The sequence below is a fragment of the Vibrio sp. 10N.261.55.A7 genome, from assembly GCF_002877365.1.
GTDB lineage: Bacteria > Pseudomonadota > Gammaproteobacteria > Enterobacterales > Vibrionaceae > Vibrio.
In genome coordinates this window covers 21,608-41,212 of sequence record NZ_MCWZ01000287.1, presented here as the reverse complement: position 1 = coordinate 41,212, position 19,605 = coordinate 21,608, and the positions used below count along the sequence as shown (strand labels likewise).

The 19,605-nt window shown below is 44.6% G+C and carries 18 protein-coding genes; 7 read left to right on the top strand and 11 right to left on the bottom strand.

Features of this window, described 5'->3' with window-relative positions:
- Window positions 1-13: 13 nt before the first annotated feature.
- The 5 genes from rpmA (at window position 14) to folA (ending at window position 3,494) form a co-directional block, all read left to right on the top strand.
- Complete coding sequence (gene rpmA, locus BCU12_RS14635) at window positions 14-271, top strand: 50S ribosomal protein L27 (RefSeq protein WP_102404997.1); 258 nt, start codon at window positions 14-16, stop codon at window positions 269-271.
- 171 nt (window positions 272-442) lie between these two features.
- The gene (gene cgtA, locus BCU12_RS14630; protein WP_102404996.1) at window positions 443-1,618 is read left to right on the top strand and encodes an Obg family GTPase CgtA; all 1,176 of its coding nucleotides are present in this window, start codon (window positions 443-445) and stop codon (window positions 1,616-1,618) included.
- A gap of 144 nt (window positions 1,619-1,762) precedes the next feature.
- Window positions 1,763-2,530 carry a threonine/serine exporter family protein gene (locus BCU12_RS14625; protein ID WP_102404995.1) on the top strand — a complete coding sequence of 256 codons (768 nt, stop codon included), beginning with the start codon at window positions 1,763-1,765 and terminating at the stop codon, window positions 2,528-2,530.
- Window positions 2,527-2,994: a threonine/serine exporter family protein gene (locus BCU12_RS14620; RefSeq protein ID WP_198599339.1), complete on the top strand. Its 468-nt coding sequence runs from the start codon at window positions 2,527-2,529 to the stop codon at window positions 2,992-2,994. The genes BCU12_RS14625 and BCU12_RS14620 overlap by 4 nt, the downstream gene beginning before the upstream one ends.
- Window positions 2,995-3,014: 20 nt before the next feature.
- Window positions 3,015-3,494: a type 3 dihydrofolate reductase gene (gene folA, locus BCU12_RS14615; protein ID WP_102404993.1), complete on the top strand. Its 480-nt coding sequence runs from the start codon at window positions 3,015-3,017 to the stop codon at window positions 3,492-3,494.
- Window positions 3,495-3,547: 53 nt separating this feature from the next.
- On the opposite strand, the gene BCU12_RS14610 is transcribed toward folA, so the two are convergent.
- The 6 genes from BCU12_RS14610 to lptD form a co-directional block, all read right to left on the bottom strand.
- Entirely contained in the window at window positions 3,548-4,366 is an 819-nt protein-coding gene (locus BCU12_RS14610) for a symmetrical bis(5'-nucleosyl)-tetraphosphatase (protein ID WP_102404992.1), read from the bottom strand.
- A gap of 9 nt (window positions 4,367-4,375) precedes the next feature.
- Window positions 4,376-4,756, bottom strand: a complete 381-nt coding sequence (apaG, locus tag BCU12_RS14605; RefSeq protein ID WP_102404991.1) for a Co2+/Mg2+ efflux protein ApaG — start codon at window positions 4,754-4,756, stop codon at window positions 4,376-4,378.
- A gap of 80 nt (window positions 4,757-4,836) precedes the next feature.
- Complete coding sequence (gene rsmA, locus BCU12_RS14600; RefSeq protein ID WP_102404990.1) at window positions 4,837-5,640, bottom strand: 16S rRNA (adenine(1518)-N(6)/adenine(1519)-N(6))-dimethyltransferase RsmA; 804 nt, start codon at window positions 5,638-5,640, stop codon at window positions 4,837-4,839.
- A gap of 28 nt (window positions 5,641-5,668) precedes the next feature.
- Window positions 5,669-6,661, bottom strand: a complete 993-nt coding sequence (pdxA, locus tag BCU12_RS14595; RefSeq protein ID WP_102404989.1) for a 4-hydroxythreonine-4-phosphate dehydrogenase PdxA — start codon at window positions 6,659-6,661, stop codon at window positions 5,669-5,671.
- Window positions 6,651-7,946, bottom strand: a complete 1,296-nt coding sequence (gene surA, locus BCU12_RS14590; RefSeq protein ID WP_102404988.1) for a peptidylprolyl isomerase SurA — start codon at window positions 7,944-7,946, stop codon at window positions 6,651-6,653. Before surA ends, pdxA begins: the two co-directional genes overlap by 11 nt.
- A 62-nt stretch (window positions 7,947-8,008) precedes the next feature.
- Complete coding sequence (gene lptD, locus BCU12_RS14585; RefSeq protein ID WP_102404987.1) at window positions 8,009-10,372, bottom strand: LPS assembly protein LptD; 2,364 nt, start codon at window positions 10,370-10,372, stop codon at window positions 8,009-8,011.
- A 144-nt stretch (window positions 10,373-10,516) separates the two neighbouring features.
- Between lptD and djlA the strand changes: the two genes are divergently transcribed.
- A complete protein-coding gene (gene djlA, locus BCU12_RS14580; RefSeq protein WP_102404986.1) occupies window positions 10,517-11,362 on the top strand; it encodes a co-chaperone DjlA in 846 nt (281 codons plus the stop codon).
- 106 nt (window positions 11,363-11,468) lie between these two features.
- Here the strand turns inward: djlA and BCU12_RS14575 are convergent, their stop codons facing one another.
- From BCU12_RS14575 to BCU12_RS14555, 5 genes are all read right to left on the bottom strand, one after another.
- A complete protein-coding gene (locus BCU12_RS14575) occupies window positions 11,469-11,858 on the bottom strand; it encodes a Rid family detoxifying hydrolase (protein ID WP_102404985.1) in 390 nt (129 codons plus the stop codon).
- A gap of 165 nt (window positions 11,859-12,023) precedes the next feature.
- Complete coding sequence (pyrI, locus tag BCU12_RS14570) at window positions 12,024-12,485, bottom strand: aspartate carbamoyltransferase regulatory subunit (protein WP_102404984.1); 462 nt, start codon at window positions 12,483-12,485, stop codon at window positions 12,024-12,026.
- Window positions 12,486-12,497: 12 nt separating this feature from the next.
- On the bottom strand, window positions 12,498-13,427 hold the full coding sequence (gene pyrB / locus BCU12_RS14565; protein ID WP_102404983.1) for an aspartate carbamoyltransferase: 930 nt from the start codon (window positions 13,425-13,427) through the stop codon (window positions 12,498-12,500).
- Window positions 13,428-13,684: 257 nt separating this feature from the next.
- Window positions 13,685-14,689 (bottom strand): ornithine carbamoyltransferase, encoded by a 1,005-nt coding sequence (argF, locus tag BCU12_RS14560; protein ID WP_102404982.1) that lies wholly within the window; start codon window positions 14,687-14,689, stop codon window positions 13,685-13,687.
- 144 nt (window positions 14,690-14,833) lie between these two features.
- Window positions 14,834-16,210: a PhoH family protein gene (locus BCU12_RS14555; RefSeq protein WP_102404981.1), complete on the bottom strand. Its 1,377-nt coding sequence runs from the start codon at window positions 16,208-16,210 to the stop codon at window positions 14,834-14,836.
- Between the two features lie 447 nt (window positions 16,211-16,657).
- On the opposite strand from BCU12_RS14555, the gene rapA reads away from it, so the two are divergent.
- Window positions 16,658-19,564, top strand: a complete 2,907-nt coding sequence (gene rapA / locus BCU12_RS14550) for an RNA polymerase-associated protein RapA (RefSeq protein ID WP_102404980.1) — start codon at window positions 16,658-16,660, stop codon at window positions 19,562-19,564.
- Window positions 19,565-19,605: the final 41 nt, after the last annotated feature.

The window sequence follows — 19,605 nt, the reverse complement described above, 5'->3', positions numbered from 1 at the left end:
GGAGAGTTTAACAATGGCACATAAAAAAGCTGGTGGTTCTACTAATAACGGCCGCGATTCAGAAAGCAAACGTCTTGGTGTTAAGCGTTTCGGTGGTGAATCTGTTCTTGCAGGTAACATCATCGTTCGTCAACGTGGTACTAAATTCCACGCTGGCACTAACGTTGGTATCGGTAAAGACCACACTCTTTTCGCTCTTACTGAAGGTAAAGTGAAATTTGCAGTGAAAGGTCCTAAAAACCGTAAATTTGTTAGCATCGAAAGCGAGTAATTAAGCCTGGCTTAGTTATCCTTAGCTTTTAAGCTGAATTCAAAAGCCCTGCCGATTTGGCGGGGTTTTTTATTTATAGACGCTATACCACAAACCCTAGGTCACTGGGATTTATGGTCTAACGTCTACTAGACTAGTAGTGATTTCCCACGTGCATGAGTGGAGTGTAAAATGAAATTTGTTGATGAAGCAACGGTAAAGGTTGAAGCCGGTGATGGCGGTAATGGAACCGTAAGTTTTTGGCGAGAAAAGTTCATCACCAAAGGTGGCCCTGATGGTGGTGACGGCGGTGATGGCGGTGACGTTTATCTACTGGCGGATGAAAACCTAAACACCTTGATTGATTATCGTTTCCAGCGTTTTTATGACGCAGAACGTGGTGAGAATGGCCGCGGTGGTAACTGTACGGGTAAGCGCGGTAAAGATAAAATCATGCGAGTGCCTGTTGGAACTCGTGCTGTTGATATCCATACAAATGAGATCGTCGGTGAAGTTGCTGAGCATGGTAAGAAGATCATGGTCGCTAAAGGTGGCTGGCACGGTCTCGGTAACACACGCTTTAAGTCATCGGTAAACCGTGCTCCGCGTCAGAAGACAATGGGCACAAAAGGGGAAGTTCGTGAACTTCGTCTTGAGCTTTTGCTATTGGCTGATGTCGGCATGCTTGGTTTGCCTAATGCCGGTAAATCGACTTTTATTCGCTCTGTATCGGCTGCGAAACCAAAGGTGGCAGATTATCCGTTTACGACTCTTATTCCAAGCCTAGGTGTGGTGAGTGTGGTTCCTGGCAAGAGCTTTGTGGTTGCGGATATTCCGGGTTTGATCGAAGGTGCTGCTGATGGTGCTGGTCTAGGTATTCGATTCTTGAAGCACTTAGAGCGTTGTCGTGTTTTACTTCACATGATCGACATTATGCCAATTGACGAAAGTGATCCTGCACGAAATGCATTAACGATCATTGACGAACTCGAGCAATACAGTGAAAAGCTCGCAGACAAACCAAGATGGTTAGTCTTCAACAAAGTTGATCTCATGCCTGAGGAAGAAGCGAATGAAAAGATCCAAGAGATCTTAGAAGCGCTCGCTTGGGAAGGTGATTACTACCAAGTGTCGGCTATCAATAAACGTGGTACTCAGGAATTATGCTACAAACTCGCTGACTTTATGGAGCAGTTGCCACGTGAAGAAGAAGAGATAGACGAAGAAGATAAAGTCGACTTTATGTGGGACGATTACCATAAAGATGCGATGAGTGGCGACAATGTTGTGACTGAAGATGATGATTGGGATGATGAAGACTGGGATGACGAAGAAGATGACGGTCATGTTATCTACGTTCGTGACTAAGTCATCTTGACAGTTAGTTGAACAAATCTGCAATCATTGAAACCGTAAAGTCGAAAGGCTTTACGGTTTTTTATTGTCTATATCATTTTGTCGCAACGATAAATTTGGCACTATAAATTTTTGAAAGGAAGCAGGAAAGGGCTCATGGAATTGAATCAAAGAGCAATCTCTAGATTTATTGCTCAAGCTGGGCAAATGTTGCTGGCCCATGGGGCTGAAAGTACGCTGGTTGGAAGTATTACTCACCGTATTGGTATCGCATGTGGATTAGATGAAGTAGAGGTTTCTTTATCCGCGAGTTCTTTAGTTGTGACTACGGTTTATCAGGATCACTGTATAACGACCGCTAGGCACAGCCCTGACCGTGGTATCAACATGCGTGTTATTACACAGATTCAACGAATTTGCATAATGCTCGAAAAAGGTATTTTAGATAGTCGCCTTGCACAGCAGAAACTAAACAAAATAACGCCTGAACGCTATAATCGCTGGTTAGTCGTGTTTATGATTGGCCTATCTTGCGCTTCTTTTAGTCGCCTTGCTGGCGGTGATTTCAATGTCTTTCTTATGACGTTCATCGTCTCTTCTATAGGGATGATCGTTCGTCAAGAGTTTGGTCATCGCCACTTTAATCCTATGGTCAATTTTTCAGTGACGGCGTTCGTCACAACGATCGTATCTGCACAAGCCGTGATCTTTTCCATTGGTAATCAACCCACCATCGTGATGGCGTCATCTGTGTTAATGCTCGTTCCTGGCTTTCCTCTCATTAACTCTGTCGCAGATATGCTCAAAGGTTACATCAACATGGGAATTGCTCGATTTGTCATGGCGAGCTTACTGACGCTATCAACGTGCTTAGGTATTGTTGGTGCTATGAACTTAATGAATGTTTGGGGGTGGGGAGTATGATTGATCTTCTCCTGGGTCTTGTGCACGATATGGCTTTTTCTGCTATTCCTGCTGTCGGGTTTGCCCTTGTGTTTAATGTTCCTCAAAAAGCGCTTGTCTATTGCGCATTGGGTGGGGCTATTGGCCATGGTTCACGTTATTTAATGATGCACTTTGGTATTCCAATAGAGTGGGCGACGTTTTTTGCTGCAACGAGTGTTGGCATGATAGGTGTTCGATGGTCGCACCGATTTTTAGCTCACCCTAAAGTCTTTACCGTGGCAGCGATGATCCCCATGGTGCCGGGCGTTTTCGCTTTTAAAGCGATGATTGCCATGGTTGAAATGAATCAGCTGGGTTATTCGGCGGAACTGATGGCAGTGCTGTTTAGTAACTTTTTGAAATCGATGTTTATCATCTCTGGGCTTGCGATTGGATTAGCAATGCCGGGACTGTTATTCTACCGCCGTAAACCCATAGTATAGAATTGAAACTAGGATAAAAAATGATCATCAGCATGGTTGCCGCGATGGCAGACAATCGTATTATTGGTAAAGACAATCAAATGCCGTGGCACTTGCCAGCCGATTTTTCATGGTTTAAACGCTGCACCATGGGTAAGCCTGTCGTCATGGGTAGAAAAACGTATGATTCTATAGGTCGTCCATTACCTGGCCGTTTAAACATTGTTATTAGCCGAGATGAGAACCTTTCCATTGAAGGTGTGACAACCGTCACTTCCATTGAGGAGGCTATAAAAGTATCTGGAGATGTTGAAGAGGTCATGATCATTGGGGGTGGCGCTATCTATAAGGCGTGTTTACCGATAGCAAATAAGTTGTATGTGACTCATATTGAAGCCGACATTGATGGGGATACTCAATTCCCTAGTTGGGGCGATGAATTTACGGAGACTTACTCAGAGAAATATCCGGCGGATGAGAAAAATGCTTATAACCTAAGATTTACTATTTTAGAGCGATGAGCCTGGACGACGAGTCGTGTCAGTTGAGCAATCACTCGTCGTGGTTGCTCAGATTACGCGGTTAGTGAGTCTTGACTGAAATACTGCTTATCTTCCCAGCGCAGCATGGTTAAGCTTCCCCCCCAAACACATCCGGTGTCGAGCCCAATCACATCTTCTTTGTCATAGCCTTGAAGTGCTGCCCAGTGACCAAAGATCACTGTTTTAGTGAGTTTTTTTCTCAATGGTGCTTTAAACCATGGGATGAGCCCGTGACTTGATTGAGTATCAAGTTTGCTGGGTGGTAGTTTACAAGCCATGTCTAAACTTGAATCTTCAAAGCAGTATCGCATTCTAGTGAGCGCATTGATGCTGTAGCGATAGCGTTCAATACCTTTTAGACTTTTCTTCCATAAGGTTGGACTGTTGCTGTACATGTTTTCGATTAGCCATGCCCATTGATCACTTTTTAGAATGAGTTCAATCTCTTCAGCAGCCTTGCGTGCTTGCTTTAAGCTCCACTGAGGTGAAATTCCTGCATGTGTCATGACGAAATCAGGGTGTTCAGCGAGCAGTGGCTGGTGCCTCAACCACGTGAGCAGTTCGTCTTTGTCAGGGGCTGAGAAAATAGGCGCTGTTTTATCTTTGCTTTTTACTTTATGGATACCAAGTGATACCCCAAGCAGATGCAGATCGTGATTGCCCAGTATAATTTGCGCAGCAGATCCTAATCCTTTTATAAATCGTAAGGTTTCTAATGATTTGGGGCCCCGTGCAACTAAGTCACCGGTAATCCATAACTGATCCATTTTAGGATCAAATTGAGCTTGTTTTAGTAGGCATTGAAGCTCATCTAAGCAGCCTTGTATGTCACCAACAATATACGTAGACAAGAGTGTTCCTTAGTTGAGGATATTTGGAATAGCAAGCCGAAATGGGGTTATCTCAGTGGTAAATTCAGTGCCGTCATGATCATGGAAAATATACTGCCCTTGCATTACACCGATAGGGGTTTCAATGGCGGTAGCACTGGTGTAGCTGTACTCTTTATTACTCTCGATATGAGGCTGTTGTCCAACCACTCCCTCTCCCTCAATCGACATTTGTTTTCCATCTGCATCGGTGATTAGCCAGCGGCGACTGATTAACTGAACGGTATCTTCACTGAGGTTTTTGATGGTAATGAGGTAGGCAAAAATGTAGTGGTTGTCGTCAGGCGTTGACTGCTCTTCTACATACTTAGTTTGGACTTGTATTTGGATTTCTGGAATAGGCTCAAGCATGATCACTCCCGATCAGTCGTGGCTTTCATAAAGTTCAGCCCTTATTTCTTGAACAAGATATAAGGGCTGAATAAAGAAGTCTAGTGGTTCGCGTCTAGCCAATTTGCCATATCGACAAATTGCTCAAGCGTTAGATTCTCAGGTCGCATTCCTGGATTAACACCAAGCTCTTCCAATTGCTCTTTGCTAATGAGGCTTTTATAACAATTTCGCACTGTCTTACGACGTTGGTTAAAGCCTTCACGACAAACACGATCTAACCATTTTAGATTCGTAGCCGGGTATGGCAGCTCTTCATATGGCATCAAACGGACGACCGCAGAGTCGACCTTTGGTGGTGGAACAAAAGCGGTTGGCGGAACTTCAAGAACCGGCGTTACTTTACAGTAATACTGTGCCATGACCGTTAATCGACCATAGGCTTTGCTGCCAGGGCCTGCTGCGAGACGATTGACCACTTCTTTTTGCAGCATAAAGTGCATATCTTGAATGTCTTTATGGAACTCAAATAGATGGAACATCAAAGGCGTCGAGATGTTGTAAGGCAGGTTACCAAAAATACGTAACTTATTGTTTGGTTTAACCAGTTGCTCGAAGTCGAACTTCATTGCATCGCCTTCGTGAATCGTCAACTTGTCTGCAAGGTCTGGATGGTTACGCAGACGCTCAGCAAGATCTCTATCAAGCTCAATGACAGTGAACTTATCGACGAGTTTGCCTACAGGCTCAGTAATCGCCCCAAGCCCTGGGCCGATTTCAACCAGATTTTGACCCGGAAGAGGGTTAATTCCAGAGACAATACCGTCAATAATATACGGATCATTTAGGAAGTTTTGACCAAAACGTTTACGCGCTTTGTGCCCTAAGTGGACATCATTTCTCATATTTTTCTCAAGTTTCGTGCTTATCGCATTAATTAGGTTGTTTATCTACCAATTCAATCGCGTGAGCCAGTGCTGTTTTAAAGCTTCCTGTGTCCGCATTGCCAGTCCCGGCAAGATCGAGTGCGGTACCATGGTCGACCGATGTTCTTATAAAGGGTAGACCAAGAGTAATGTTTACGGAACGACCAAATCCTTTGTATTTCAATACGGGTAGGACTTGATCATGATACATTCCTAATACTGCATCAGCTTCTTGTAAGTACTTCTCATTGAAAATGGTATCGGCCGGTAGAGGACCAATTAAATTAATACCATCTTCTTGGCGAATTTTTTCTAGTGTCGGTGAGATTGTGTCAATCTCTTCTCGGCCTAAGCAACCATCTTCACCCGCATGTGGATTTAAACCACACACATAGATAGATGGGTTTTCAATAGCAAACTTGGTCACTAGATCTTGGTGAAGGATGTGTACAATTTTTGTCAATCTTTCTTCGGTGACGGCTTGTGAAACATAAGCCAAAGGAATATGTGTGGTCACTAGAGCCACTCTTAATCCTTCTGTCGCAAGCATCATAACAACCAGTGGTGTATTCGATTTCTCAGCGAAGAACTCAGTGTGGCCACTAAAAGCAACACCAGCTCGATTGATCACCCCCTTGTGAACAGGGCCGGTGACAATAGCATCAAATTCATTATTCATACAGCCTAATGCGGCTCTTTCTAATGTTTTTAATACATAATGGCCATTAGCTTCGTCAAGGTTGCCGACTTCACACGGAGCATCAAGAGCGATGTGATCAATGACCAGTGACCCCGATTGCTGTGGAGTGATATCGAGAGACTCTTGATAGTCAATAATATCCACATCGATGTTTAACTGTTCTGCGCGTTGTTTTATCAAGTGCTTATCTGCGCAAACAACAATTTGATGACTCCAATTCTCTTGAGATAGAGCTAAAACGAGATCGGGGCCTATTCCAGCAGGTTCACCTGCGGTGACCACGATGCGCTTAATTGTCATCTTGATCTTCCTCGATGATTTCTACGAAGGCGCTCGCGCGTAATTCTTGCAGCCATGCACTGGCTTCTTCATTGAACTTTCTATTGAACAAAATGCCGTAAGCACGGTTTTTCAATGCGGAATCTGTTCTATCGACTTCACGACGATCCAGTACTTCCACGATGTGCCAGCCATGAACGGTTTTAAATGGCTCACTGATTTGCCCAACAGCAAGAGTTTCCACCTGGTGTTTAAATTCAGGAACGTAAAGATCCGGAGTTTGATAGCCTAATTCCCCATCTTGGACCGCAGAGCCTGGGTCTTGACTATATTGCTGTGCAAGGTCACCAAAGGTTGCTTCACCGCTAAGCACTTGGCGAGTGATCTCCAGAAGATCTCGCTGAACGCCTTCGTCACTTAAAATCACGGTTGGTTTGATCAAGATATGGCGAGCGTTGACTTCTGTTACTGCGACGACTTCTAGCCCTTTCACATCGTCAATCTTGAGAATGTGAAAGCCAATGCCACTTCGAAATGGACCAATAATGCTGCCTTTATTCTGGAGTTTGATTTGATCAGCAAAGATGGTTGGCATCTCTTCTTTACGCATCCAACCCCAGTCACCACCCTCTAAAGCTTTTGGTCCTTTGGAGTAGGTGTAAGCCATGGTCTCGAAACTTTCACCATCATCGAGTTTTTGTACGAGCTCATTCGCCAACTCTTCTACTTCAGATTTCTCTTGCCCATCATTAAAGCGTAACTGAATATGGCTAATGTTGTACTGAACCGATGCGTTGGTTTCTTGAGCCAAAATGTCGGCAAGGTTTTCTACTTCAGCAGGAAGAATATTGATTCGACGACGTACTAAAGCATTGCGAGCTTCACTGGCTGCGATTTCTTTACGTACCTGCTCTCGAAACGCGGCGTATGTTAGGCCTTCTGCCTCAACAGCGGCCGTCAGTTGCTCGATCGTCTGCTTGTTATTTTTTGCAATATCTGCGATAGCTTGATTTAGGCGATTATCATCAATTCGTACCCCAAGTCGTTCAGCTTCTTGTTGTTGAATCGTATCGACAATCAATTTTTCTAATACTTGCTCACGCAAAACGGATTCATCCGGAAGGGCTTGACCACTCTCTTTTGCGTTGGCTCGAAGTGTCTTAAACGCAGTATCGAGATCGCTTTGTAACACCACGCCTTCGTTTACGATAACTGCTATTTTGTCCAGTGCAACTGGCTCCGCACTGATAGCTGTCACCGATAAGCTTGTGATACTTCCAAGCAGGATCTGTTTCCACAGTTTCATTTGAAATCCTATAAGTCATTATGGGATAACGTCATTCGTCGTTAACCCGTATTCAAAAATAATTAGTTGTTTAAGAAAAATGGTCTGCCATAACCGAGAGCATTACCCGCACTAGCAACACCAGCGGCACTTGAGTCTGAACCGATGGTGGTCCCAAACCCGACGATACCAAAGTTAATACCGAGGTTTTTTTCGTAAATAGGTGCCGCGTTAGGGTTGGTAACAAAGTCTCCGTCCCAACTGATGATTCTATTACTGTATGTGAAGCCGATATACCAGCAATCTGAGCGGTATTGCAATGTGGCTAGCCACTCAAGGTTTTGATCGGTAGTTAGGTCGTAAAAATATTGCGCACTGGTGTTCCAGTGTCGATTAATCTGATAACCGCCTAAGAGGCCTGCTTGGGATATACCATCTTTAGTGATGGAATCTACGCTGAAATCTACGGTTTCCTCTAGATACTCTTTAGTTACGTAACGATAGTTTGTTTGTATGTAACCACCATTGAATCGATATTCAAGCGTACTATTCCCGAGTTGTACCTCACTGGAGTCAATGTCGTACTGAATACCGCCATGATAGAAGAGGTAATCGGCATAATTGAAGTCCATCTCAACGGCCCATGCAGAGTAGTTGGTTGATTCAGGCTCACTGTCAGAATTACTCACTAAGGAATTTTTTGTCTCTTTGTCTAAATAAAAAATTTGCCCAAAGGAAATGTTGAGTCTTTCTTTATAGGCATCATCAAAAAATCTTGATGACGCGCCATAACTGAATTGGTTTGCAGCTGCGATCTTATCGACACCACTGTATTTTCTGCTGCGAAATAGACCATAGTAATCGGTTTGGAGCAAGGTAGTATCGTAATCGCCTATCGCAGTTTGATCTTGTTTCGGTACATACAAGTATTGAACCTGAGGCTCTAGTGTTTGCGTGTAGCTATCCAAAATCGCGGTATCTCGCTCTAGCACCACGCCGGCATGAGTGCGAAATTCTGGAATTAGTCGAGAAACTGTCTCTTCGAGGAGTGGGTTCGACACATCATCTAGATCTTGTTGATAATAGGTACCAAGAAGCCGCGCCTCTGTAGTCCAACTTCCCCAGGTGTTGGCTAGCGGAATAGTAATCCCTGGCTCAATATGTGTTCGAGTAGCAGAAGGCATATCATCAGCGTCTGTTTCAAATCGAGAAATATGGCTGATGAAATCAAAATCAACGTACTTCATTACCTCTGGCGCATAATAGTTAAATTCAACTTGTGGCATCAATCGGTAAGGGAGATTACCACTGGTGGTTAGGACTTGAAAATCTCGGACAAGTACAGATGCATCCCAGTCTTCACTACGATAAGTAGCTTTCCCCTCTTGAAGAAGCTGTCCGTCTTCTCGATTACCAATGCTTGAATCAACATGACTAAAGTATGCAATATCACTGACTTTAGAGTAGTCTATTTCAAACTTCCAAGCCTCTTGGAAAATACCATCATGTTCGTATTGAAAGCCCCAACGATCTCCGTAATCAGTGTACTTTTTATCATCTTGTAGGTATTCGGTTTTTATTGTTCCAAAGCCTAAATCCGACAAGTAACGAAATTCACTGTTGAGCTGGGTACCACGCTCTTGCATATACTTGAATGTTGTTTCTAGGTCGTAGTTTGGCGCGAGGTTCCAATAGACAGGCACCTCCATTTCAAAACCATCACTCGAACCATAGCCCACAGTAGGGTAAAGAAACCCTGTTTTTCGCGTGTCACCAATAGGTACAGTTAAATAGGGCAGATAAAAGACGGGGACACTCTGTATTTCAAAGCGTGGGTTATAAAATGTCGCTTCATCTTTATTTTGATCAATGTCGATGCTACTCGCGCGCATACGCCAAGCATTATTACCTTCTGGGCAAGAAGTTATGCTGCCATCTTCTATTTCGTACACGGCCTTGCCTGTTTTGGCCATAAAGACCGCGTCGCCACGGCCTGGTTCACAAAGGAAGTTATACTGAGTATTTTCCGCGGTCAGTTCATCCGTATTAAGATCATTGGTCGCGCGATCCGAAATGGTTTTAATTTCACCATCACTAAAATGAACATTGCCTTTCGCCACAACCACATTGTCTTGCTGATGAAGGGTTACCTCATCGGCGGTCATGCGTTTTTTGCCCTGCGTGATGATGACATCGCCTTTATAGGTGGACTTCTCATTATTGAGAGCCTCTAGGCTATTGGCTTCCACATCGATTGGGAGCTCATTTGGGTTTTCTGCATCAGGTCGATTGACCAGGCATTGGTCAATAGGGTCTAATATTTGGCATTGTCCGAAAGCAGGCATTTCTTGCACGTCATCTTTTTGTACCGTTTCGGCATTAGTCTGAGGCACTAACAAGGCGGTACTGATGGAAGTGGCTAATAAAGTGCGGGAAAAAAATGGCATCGAGTTTTACTGTCCTGTTGAACTTGATTTATCCGGTGAATGAGTACCGAATGTAAAAATACGGTTCTATCATAAAGGAATTTCCTGCTGACGACACTATCAGACCACTTTGTGGTAGAAAAATTCACAGATTGAGAGCACATAATGCATATTTTTGGCAAAATGTTGGGCGCTTTTTTTGGCTTCCTGTTTGGAGGGCCATTTGGATTGGTCTTTGGTTTATTTATCGGCCACCAATTTGACAAAGCACGCCGATTAAATCAAGCGGGTTTTAGAAACGGTGCTTTTGGTTCGGGCCCAAGCCAAACTGAACGTCAAGACGAGTTTTTTAAAGCCGCGTTTGCGGTTATGGGACATGTTGCAAAGGCAAAAGGCCAAGTAACGGCTCAGGAAATCCAACTTGCTAGCACAATGATGGAGAGAATGAATCTTCATGGTGAGCAACGCGTTGCCGCGCAGAATGCATTTCGAGAAGGGAAAGAATCTAACTTTCCGCTTGATAGTATTCTAGAGCGAGTGAAGATTTCGGCAGCGGGTCGTTTTGACTTAATGCAGTTCTTTCTAGAGCTTCAGATATCAGCAGCGTTTGCTGATGGATCGATTCATCCAAGCGAGCGTAACGTCCTGCATAAAATAGCCAAAGGGCTAGGTTTTTCTTCTGCTCAGCTTGAACAGCGCCTGCGGATGCAAGAAGCCGCGTTTCGCTTTCAGCAAGGTGGTGGAGCTCACCATGGGCACAGTCAATCAGGTTCGTGGCAGCAAGAGAGCCAGGCTGATCAACTTACAGCTGCATACGATGTACTGGATGTCAGTGAAAAGGCTGAATCTAAAGAAATTAAGCGTGCGTACCGCAAATTAATGAATGAGCACCACCCTGACAAGCTAATGGCGAAAGGGCTGCCGCCAGAGATGATGAACGTTGCGAAAGAGAAATCGCAGGAGATTCAGAATGCCTATGATCTAATAAAAAAGGTCAAAGGCTTCAAATAAATAGTCTGTGGTAATAATTGAAAAGGCGAGCCTTCTACATAAGATAGGGCTCGCCTTTTTTGTTACGCAATTAGTCTCGATGCTAGCTACTCATAAAAAATTACGACTACTTTCGCACCGCAATGGCTTCAATTTCGATACCCACATCTTTTGGTAAACGAGCGACCTCAACACATGAACGTGCAGGGTAGTGAGCAACATTGTGCTCATCAAAGAAGGCGCCGTACACTTCATTGACTGCAACGAAGTCGTTTAAGTCTTTGACAAAAACCGTCAGTTTTACAATGTCACCAACGGTTAAGCCTGATGCTTCAACAACGGCTTTTACGTTCTCAAGAGACTGACGTGCTTGCACTGTGATTTCTGGAGAAACTTCACCCGTTACTGGGTTTACAGGGATTTGGCCTGAAGTTAAAACCATGCTGCCTAGGTCGACACCTTGAACATATGGGCCAATAGCTGCAGGAGCTGATTCAGTATGAAGAACTTTTGTCATGTTATTGATTCCGTCAATAGAGTGGAAGTAATTGCTCAGTTTGCCGTGAAATTCTAATGACGTAAAGAAAGAAAATGGCGTATAGAAAAAATCCCCTATCGACGGATAAGGGATCTAAGAACAAGCAGAGCATTGTCATTTAATTAACAGCAATAGTGAAATCCGTTATCTTTCGGTAACCACTTCGCGTGAGAATACCTTTTCACAGTATTTGCACTTAAGGCGAATATCATCATTTTTTTCAATGACACTGAAGCTACTTTCAACCGGCTCGTTGTGTGTGATGCAGTTGCTGTTTGGGCAGGTAAAAACATCATTAACCTGCTTAGGAAGTTCGAGAACGAGTTTCTTCGCCACTTCGTACTCTTCAATTTGATTAACGGTCGCATGAGGAGCGTACAAAGCTAATTTGCTCGCTTGCTCTTCATTGATAAACACGTTCTCTATCTTGAGCAGATCTTTCGCGCCAAGTGCCGACGACGGAAGATTTAAGCCGATGGTCACGCGCTGATGTGAGTTGTGCATATCAAACAAGCGCAGTACTTTAATACCAATTTGGGCAGGGATGTGGTCAATGACCGTACCATTTTTAATTGCTTCAACCTGCAATTGAGTTTCTTTAGACATATTTTTTCCTCTCTACAGGCTTTTATTGAGAACTAAGGCAAGCAACGCTTCACGTGCATAAACACCATTTTCAGCTTGCTCAAAGAAGTAGGCGTGCTTGGTTTTATCAACGTCAGTTGTGATTTCATCTACGCGCGGCAACGGGTGTAGCACCTTCATATTCTCACGTGCATTTTCAAGCATGTTCGCTCTCAGAATATAAGCCGACTTAATGTGTGCGTATTCAGATTCATCAAAGCGCTCTTTCTGAACACGTGTCATGTAGAGGATATCCAACTCAGGAATCACTTCTTCCATATCGGTATGCAAGCTGTATTCGATGTTGGCTTCGTCAAGTTCTTCACAGATGTAGTCTGGCATTGCTAGTGCTTCTGGCGCGACAAAATAAAAACGCACATTGTTAAATTTAGCCAGAGCTTGAGTCAACGAATGAACGGTGCGCCCATATTTTAGGTCGCCAACGAAAGCAACGTTTAGGTTGTCTAATCGCCCTTGGGTTTCTGCGATACTAAACAGATCAAGCAGAGTCTGCGTTGGGTGTTGGTTCGCGCCATCGCCTGCATTTATTACAGGCACACCGTTGGAGAATTCAGACGCTAAACGAGCTGCGCCCTCTTGAGGATGACGCATGACAAAGGCATCGACGTAAGATGAGATGACTTGTACTGAGTCTGCCAAGGTTTCGCCTTTTTTAGCCAAAGAGGTGTTACCGCCGCTATCAAAGCCGATGACATCGCCACCAATGCGCTGGATTGCCGTTTCAAATGAAAGGCGAGTACGAGTAGAAGGCTCGAAGAAGCAACTAGCGATTACTTTGTTTTTAATCAGTTCAGGTTGAGGATGAGATTTCAACTGACCTGCCGTATCAACTATCAGTTCCAACTCTTCGCGCGAAAGCTCTGGAATAGAGATAATGTGCTTTTTAAAAAGCGAGTTTGTCATGTTCTTCTTCCCTATCTTGAATGTTCTTAAAGCCACAAAAAAGCCCCCCAATAATGGGAGGCTTTAAAAATCGAGAGAATAACAGAAACCAATGACAGCAAAGCTAGGCTTAGAAATCCATCGTAGCTTGTGGTTTTTATATCGCTGTGTATTACACGATACCAGTGTCATCATTTCATAATCCTCTGACAAATTGCCGAGCATTATACGCCTTCGCAAAGTGAGCGCAAGCGATTACGTCAAGCTTCCTTTCTCTATTAGCTGCCTAGTGTCGCAACCATGATCGCCTTAATAGTATGCATGCGGTTTTCGGCCTCATCGAACACAATAGAGTGCTCTGACTCAAACACTTCTTCAGTGACTTCTAGGCCTTTCATGCCATATTTATCGGCCACTTCTTTGCCGATGACGGTTTCATCGTTGTGAAATGCTGGCAAGCAGTGCATAAATTTAATGTCCGAGTTACCCGTTAGGTTGAGAGTTTCTCTATTTACTTGATAAGGGGTCATTTTAGCGACGCGTTCATCCCAGGCTTCAGCGGCTTCACCCATAGAAACCCAAACGTCGGTATAGAGGAAATCACACCCCTTTACGCCTTCTTCAACGTTCTCAGTCAAAGTGATCTTTGCACCTGTTTGAGTCGCAATCTCTTGGCAAGTCGCGACAAGTGGCTCTTCTGGCCAAAACTCTTTTGGCGCTACCAGTCGAATGTCCATGCCCATTTTCGCCGCACCCACCATCAGTGAATTGCCCATGTTGTTGCGTGCATCGCCAAGATACGCAAAACTGATTTGATGCAGTAGCTTACCTTTGCCATGTTCAAGCATAGTCAGGAAATCCGCCAGGATTTGAGTTGGATGAAACTCATCTGTCAGGCCATTCCAGACAGGAACGCCAGCATGAGCACCAAGCTCTTCAACAATCTCTTGACCAAATCCGCGATATTCAATGCCGTCGTACATACGGCCTAAGACGCGTGCCGTGTCTTTCATGGATTCTTTTTGCCCAATTTGAGATCCCGATGGGCCTAGGTAAGAGACTTGAGCACCTTGATCAAACGCAGCCACTTCAAAGGCACAGCGAGTTCGAGTTGAGGCTTTTTCAAAGATCAACGCAATGTTTTTCCCAACCAGCTTCTTTTGCTCAGTGCCTGAATATTTTGCTTTTTTTAGATCAGCGGAAAGATCGATCAAAAACTGGATCTCTTTCGGCGTAAAGTCGAGCAGTTTTAGAAAATTACGATTGCGGAGATTAAAAGCCATGATGGAGTCCTTGGGGTATCGATTTATTATCGATTAGTAAAACATAAAAATGCATCATTTGTGAATAATTATTTTAAAAATAAAGCGAGATATCTTAGATAGCTCGCTTTATTGGTGGATAGAATGACAGGTCTTTGCCTAGCTCTACATATTCTCCTCGGCAAATTCAGCCAGTCGGCTACGTACCACGCCATTTAAGTGGATATTGGCGCTGCCCTCAAAGTTTTTAAAGCGCTCGACCATATAGGTGAGACCTGATGTAACAGGGGTTAAGTAATGGGAATCAATTTGTGCAAGGTTTCCAGAGCAGACAATTTTAGTTCCCTCGCCGCATCGAGTAATGATGGTCTTTATCTGAGAGGCCGTTAGGTTCTGACATTCGTCGAGAAGAACAAACGCATTTTGAATCGAGCGACCACGCATAAAGTTAATCGACTTGAATTGAATGTTTGCTTTGTCACAGATGTACTTCATCGAGCCTTCCGTGCAATGATCATTTTTATGCAAGGCTTCTAACGTATCGGTGACCGCCGCTAGCCAAGGCATCATCTTTTCTTCCTCACTGCCAGGCAAGAACCCAATCGACTCACCAATGTCTGGTGTGTTTCGGGTTACGATGATCTTGTCGAACATGTTCTTTTCGATGGTTTGCTCAAGCGCAGCAGCCATGGCGAGCAGGGTTTTACCACTACCAGCCGCGCCGGTCAAAATGACAAGATCAATATCAGGATCGAGTAGGGCATCCATTGCCATGCCTTGGTAGATGTTCTTAGGCGTGATGTCCCAAGCGCGTTTGTGCATCATGCGCTCACGGCTGAGATCTTGTAGCGTAATACTCTCATCGCAAATCTCAGTGACTCTGGCGGCAAAGTCGCTCTCTTCGTCAATGACATACTGATTGATAAAGGTGGGTTCAAACGGTTTTCTGCTTAGCGTGTGGAAAGTTTTACCCCCTAAAGATTTGCTTTCAACCTCATCGACTTCGTCCCAGAAAGCGCCTTCTCGTAATTGGAAGCCTTTCGTTAAGTATTGAACATCGTCAATCAATTGATCGGTTCTGTAGTCTTCAACAAACTGTACGCCTGCGCCCTTTGCTCGAAGACGCATGTTGATGTCTTTGGTGATTAACACCACTTCTCTAGGAGCATGCTTGATTTGCAAATCTAAAACCGCATTGAGAATTCGGTTATCACCCGCTTTATCGGCGAACGCTTTAACGGTTTCTTGCAGTTCAAAGTCTGCAACGATAGAGATCGTACCCGTGGCCGAGATATCGTTAGAAAAGTGAATACCTTCTGAAATCTCATCGGGGGTCGCATCGCGAAAAAGGTCTTCTAGAGCACGAATCGCCACCCTCGCATCTCGTGCGACATCACGCTTGCTGTCTTTGATGCGGTCGAGCTCTTCGAGGACGGTCATGGGAATGAGAACATCGTGTTCTTGAAAGGAGTAAATGGCGAAAGGTTCGTGAAGAAGGATATTGGTATCGAGGACAAACAGTTTCCGATCGGTATCAGTCATAAGCGTCTCCTTGCCGAGAGTCGGCATTGCTTAGCAATCATTGCTTGCAGAAGGGGACAGAGTGATTACGCGCTTAGAAGATGTGTCGCTCTGTACACTAACAACTGCAAACCCGTGTTGATCAATTTCTATACCTGAGAACAGCATGTTTTGTGCCAGAAGTTCCGATTCGGACTCAAAATTATGCGTCTTCCTTTACGAGTATAGCAACACTCAAATACACAATTGCCATGCTTTTCTTACAGTTTGATGGCGAACCAATTTCTATTAAAAAATCGAAGGATACCTCGTGACCTACATCACAGCTTCGAGTAAGATTAGCGACCTTTTTTGGTGCAAAATTTTCACTATTATTGTCATTTGATGATCCTTTTCATATTTGCACTGAAATACAAACTAAAATAACAAAGAACAATTTACACTTTGAATTAATGAGGTAGTCGTTTCATGACATTTGCTTTGGGCCAGCGCTGGATCAGCGATACGGAAAGCGATTTAGGTTTAGGTACCGTCGTAGCAATGGATGCTCGTACAGTCACACTAATGTTTGCTGCTGCAGAAGAAAATCGTGTTTATGCACGCAGTGATGCTCCCGTAACCCGAGTGACGTTTAACGTCGGTGATGTCGTTGAAAGTCAAGAAGGGTGGTCAATCAAGGTTGAGCAAGTAGAAGAAAAAAAAGGCGTTTTGTTTTATCTCGGTGCCCGAAGCGACAATGGCGAAGAGGTGATTCTTCGTGAAATAATGCTTAGCAATAATATTCGTTTTAACAAACCGCAAGACAAGTTGTTCGCGGGTCAAGTCGACCGTATGGATAACTTTGTTCTTCGTTATAAAGCGCTGACCAACCAGTTTGAACAGCACAAGAGCCCAATGCGCGGTTTATGTGGCATGCGTGCAGGCTTGATTCCTCATCAGTTGTACATCGCGCACGAAGTGGGTCGTCGTCATGCACCACGTGTTTTGCTGGCAGACGAAGTTGGCCTAGGGAAAACCATCGAAGCGGGCATGATCATTCATCAGCAAGTTCTCTCAGGCAGTGCTGAACGCATTCTTATCGTGGTTCCAGAAACACTGCAACATCAATGGCTAGTTGAGATGATGCGCCGATTCAATCTGCATTTCTCTATCTTTGATGAAGAGCGTTGTATTGAAGCGTTTGCTGAAGCGGAAAACCCCTTTGATACCCAGCAATATGTACTGTGTTCATTAGACTTTATTCGTAAGAGTCGCCGCCGTTTTGAGCAAGCATTAGAAGCGGACTGGGATCTTCTGGTGGTTGATGAAGCGCATCACTTAGAGTGGAGCCAAGAAAAGCCAAGCCGTGAATATCAAGTGATTGAAGGGCTTGCTGAGAAAACACCAGGTGTGCTGCTGCTAACCGCGACACCAGAGCAGCTAGGGCGTGAAAGCCATTTTGCACGTCTGCGTCTTCTTGATCCTGATCGTTTCTATGATTACGAAGCATTTGTGCAGGAAGAAGAGCAATATGCCCCCGTTGCTGATTCCGTTGCGGCGCTTTTCTCTGGTCAAAAATTAGAAAATGACGCGAAGAATCAAATCACTGAATTATTGTCAGAGCAAGACGTAGAGCCTCTGTTCCGCATTATTGAAAATGACGAGCACGAAGAAGCAAAAGCAGCGGCTCGACAAGAGTTGATTGATAACTTGATGGATCGTCACGGAACAGGTCGCGTCTTGTTTCGAAATACCCGTGCCGCCATTAAAGGATTCCCGCAACGAAATGTGCACCTATTGCCAATGGAGATTCCATCGCAGTACGCCACCTCAATGCGTGTCTCTGGTTTAATTGGCGGTAAGATCAGCCCTGAAGCACGTGCGTTGAAAAACCTCTATCCAGAAGAGATCTTCCAAGAGTTTGAAGGCGATGAAGCCAGCTGGTGGCAGTTCGATTCACGTGTTAACTGGTTGATTGAGAAGGTTCAAGAGAAGCGCAGTGAGAAGATCCTAGTTATCGCTTCGCGCGCAAGTACTGCCTTGCAACTAGAGCAAGCACTGCGTGAGCGTGAAGGCATTCGCGCAACGGTTTTCCATGAAGGCATGTCTATCATAGAGCGTGATAAAGCCGCCGCTTACTTTGCTCAAGAAGAGGGCGGTGCGCAGGTTCTATTGTGTAGTGAAATCGGCTCAGAAGGCCGAAACTTCCAATTCGCTAACCAATTGGTGATGTTTGATTTACCGTTTAACCCAGACCTGCTAGAGCAGCGTATTGGGCGCTTGGACCGAATTGGCCAGCAGCGTGATATTGATATTCACGTTCCATACCTCAAAGGCACTTCGCAAGCGATCTTAGCGCGTTGGTTTGATGAGGGCTTAAACGCCTTTAGAGAAACTTGCCCTACAGGACGTGCAGTGTATGACAAATACTCTGATACATTGGTTGGTATGCTGGCATCGGGTGACATCGAGCAACTTGATGAGGTGATTTCAGAGTCGGCTCAGCTAAATAAAGAGCTGAAATCTCAGTTAGAGCATGGCCGAGATCGACTGTTAGAAATGCACTCCAATGGTGGCGACAAAGCACAAGCGATCGTGGATACGATTTCTTCGACCGATGGCGATACGAACCTAGTGACTTTTGCTCTTAGCCTGTTCGACACCATTGGTTTAAACCAAGATGATAAAGGCGAGAATGCGCTGGTGGTTACGCCATCGGAACACATGATGGTACCAAGTTACCCTGGTCTGCCTTATGAAGGGGCGACGATCACCTTTGATCGTGAAACGGCGCTGTCTCGCGAAGACATGAACTTCATCAGTTGGGAGCACCCAATGATCCAAGGTGGTATCGATCTGCTGATGAGTGAAGGTGTGGGTGCGTCAGCTGTGTCTCTTTTGAAAAACAAGGCATTGCCAGTGGGTACCTTGTTGTTAGAGCTGATTTATGTAGTTGATGCTCAAGCGCCTAAACGCAGTGGTATTACTCGATTCCTACCACAAACCCCAATTCGTCTGATGATGGATGGCCGTGGGAATGATCTTTCTGCTCAGGTTGAGTTTGATAGCTTTAACCGTCAACTTAGCCCTGTGAACCGTCATCTAGCCAGTAAGCTTGTCTCTTCTGTACAGAGTGAGATTCATAAGCTGATTGAAGCCGGTGAGAACATGGTTGATGAGAAGGTCGTCTCGGTGAAAGTGCAGGCACAACAAGAGATGCAAGTGAGTCTGAATGGTGAATTAGAACGTTTACAAGCGCTTAAAGCGGTGAACCCCAACATTCGCGAAGAAGAGATAGAAGCGATTGATGCGCAAATTAAAGAATTAACGCAATACATTAGCAAGGCGCAGGTGCAGTTGGATTCTTTACGCTTGATCGTGGTTTCTCACAACTAACCTTGTTTTGAAAAAGATCGGCTAACAAGCAGCGAAGGGTG

Bases quoted from the DNA above. Each gene is read 5' to 3' on its own strand.
- rpmA (WP_102404997.1), top strand. From the start codon at position 14: ATGGCACATAAAAAAGCTGGTGGTTCTACTAATAACGGCCGCGATTCA.
- cgtA (WP_102404996.1), top strand. From the start codon at position 443: ATGAAATTTGTTGATGAAGCAACGGTAAAGGTTGAAGCCGGTGATGGC.
- BCU12_RS14625 (WP_102404995.1), top strand. From the start codon at position 1,763: ATGGAATTGAATCAAAGAGCAATCTCTAGATTTATTGCTCAAGCTGGG.
- BCU12_RS14620 (WP_198599339.1), top strand. From the start codon at position 2,527: ATGATTGATCTTCTCCTGGGTCTTGTGCACGATATGGCTTTTTCTGCT.
- folA (WP_102404993.1), top strand. From the start codon at position 3,015: ATGATCATCAGCATGGTTGCCGCGATGGCAGACAATCGTATTATTGGT.
- apaG (WP_102404991.1), bottom strand. From the start codon at position 4,756: ATGCTTGAGCCTATTCCAGAAATCCAAATACAAGTCCAAACTAAGTAT.
- rsmA (WP_102404990.1), bottom strand. From the start codon at position 5,640: ATGAGAAATGATGTCCACTTAGGGCACAAAGCGCGTAAACGTTTTGGT.
- pdxA (WP_102404989.1), bottom strand. From the start codon at position 6,661: ATGACAATTAAGCGCATCGTGGTCACCGCAGGTGAACCTGCTGGAATA.
- surA (WP_102404988.1), bottom strand. From the start codon at position 7,946: ATGAAACTGTGGAAACAGATCCTGCTTGGAAGTATCACAAGCTTATCG.
- lptD (WP_102404987.1), bottom strand. From the start codon at position 10,372: ATGCCATTTTTTTCCCGCACTTTATTAGCCACTTCCATCAGTACCGCC.
- djlA (WP_102404986.1), top strand. From the start codon at position 10,517: ATGCATATTTTTGGCAAAATGTTGGGCGCTTTTTTTGGCTTCCTGTTT.
- BCU12_RS14575 (WP_102404985.1), bottom strand. From the start codon at position 11,858: ATGACAAAAGTTCTTCATACTGAATCAGCTCCTGCAGCTATTGGCCCA.
- pyrI (WP_102404984.1), bottom strand. From the start codon at position 12,485: ATGTCTAAAGAAACTCAATTGCAGGTTGAAGCAATTAAAAATGGTACG.
- pyrB (WP_102404983.1), bottom strand. From the start codon at position 13,427: ATGACAAACTCGCTTTTTAAAAAGCACATTATCTCTATTCCAGAGCTT.
- argF (WP_102404982.1), bottom strand. From the start codon at position 14,689: ATGGCTTTTAATCTCCGCAATCGTAATTTTCTAAAACTGCTCGACTTT.
- BCU12_RS14555 (WP_102404981.1), bottom strand. From the start codon at position 16,210: ATGACTGATACCGATCGGAAACTGTTTGTCCTCGATACCAATATCCTT.
- rapA (WP_102404980.1), top strand. From the start codon at position 16,658: ATGACATTTGCTTTGGGCCAGCGCTGGATCAGCGATACGGAAAGCGAT.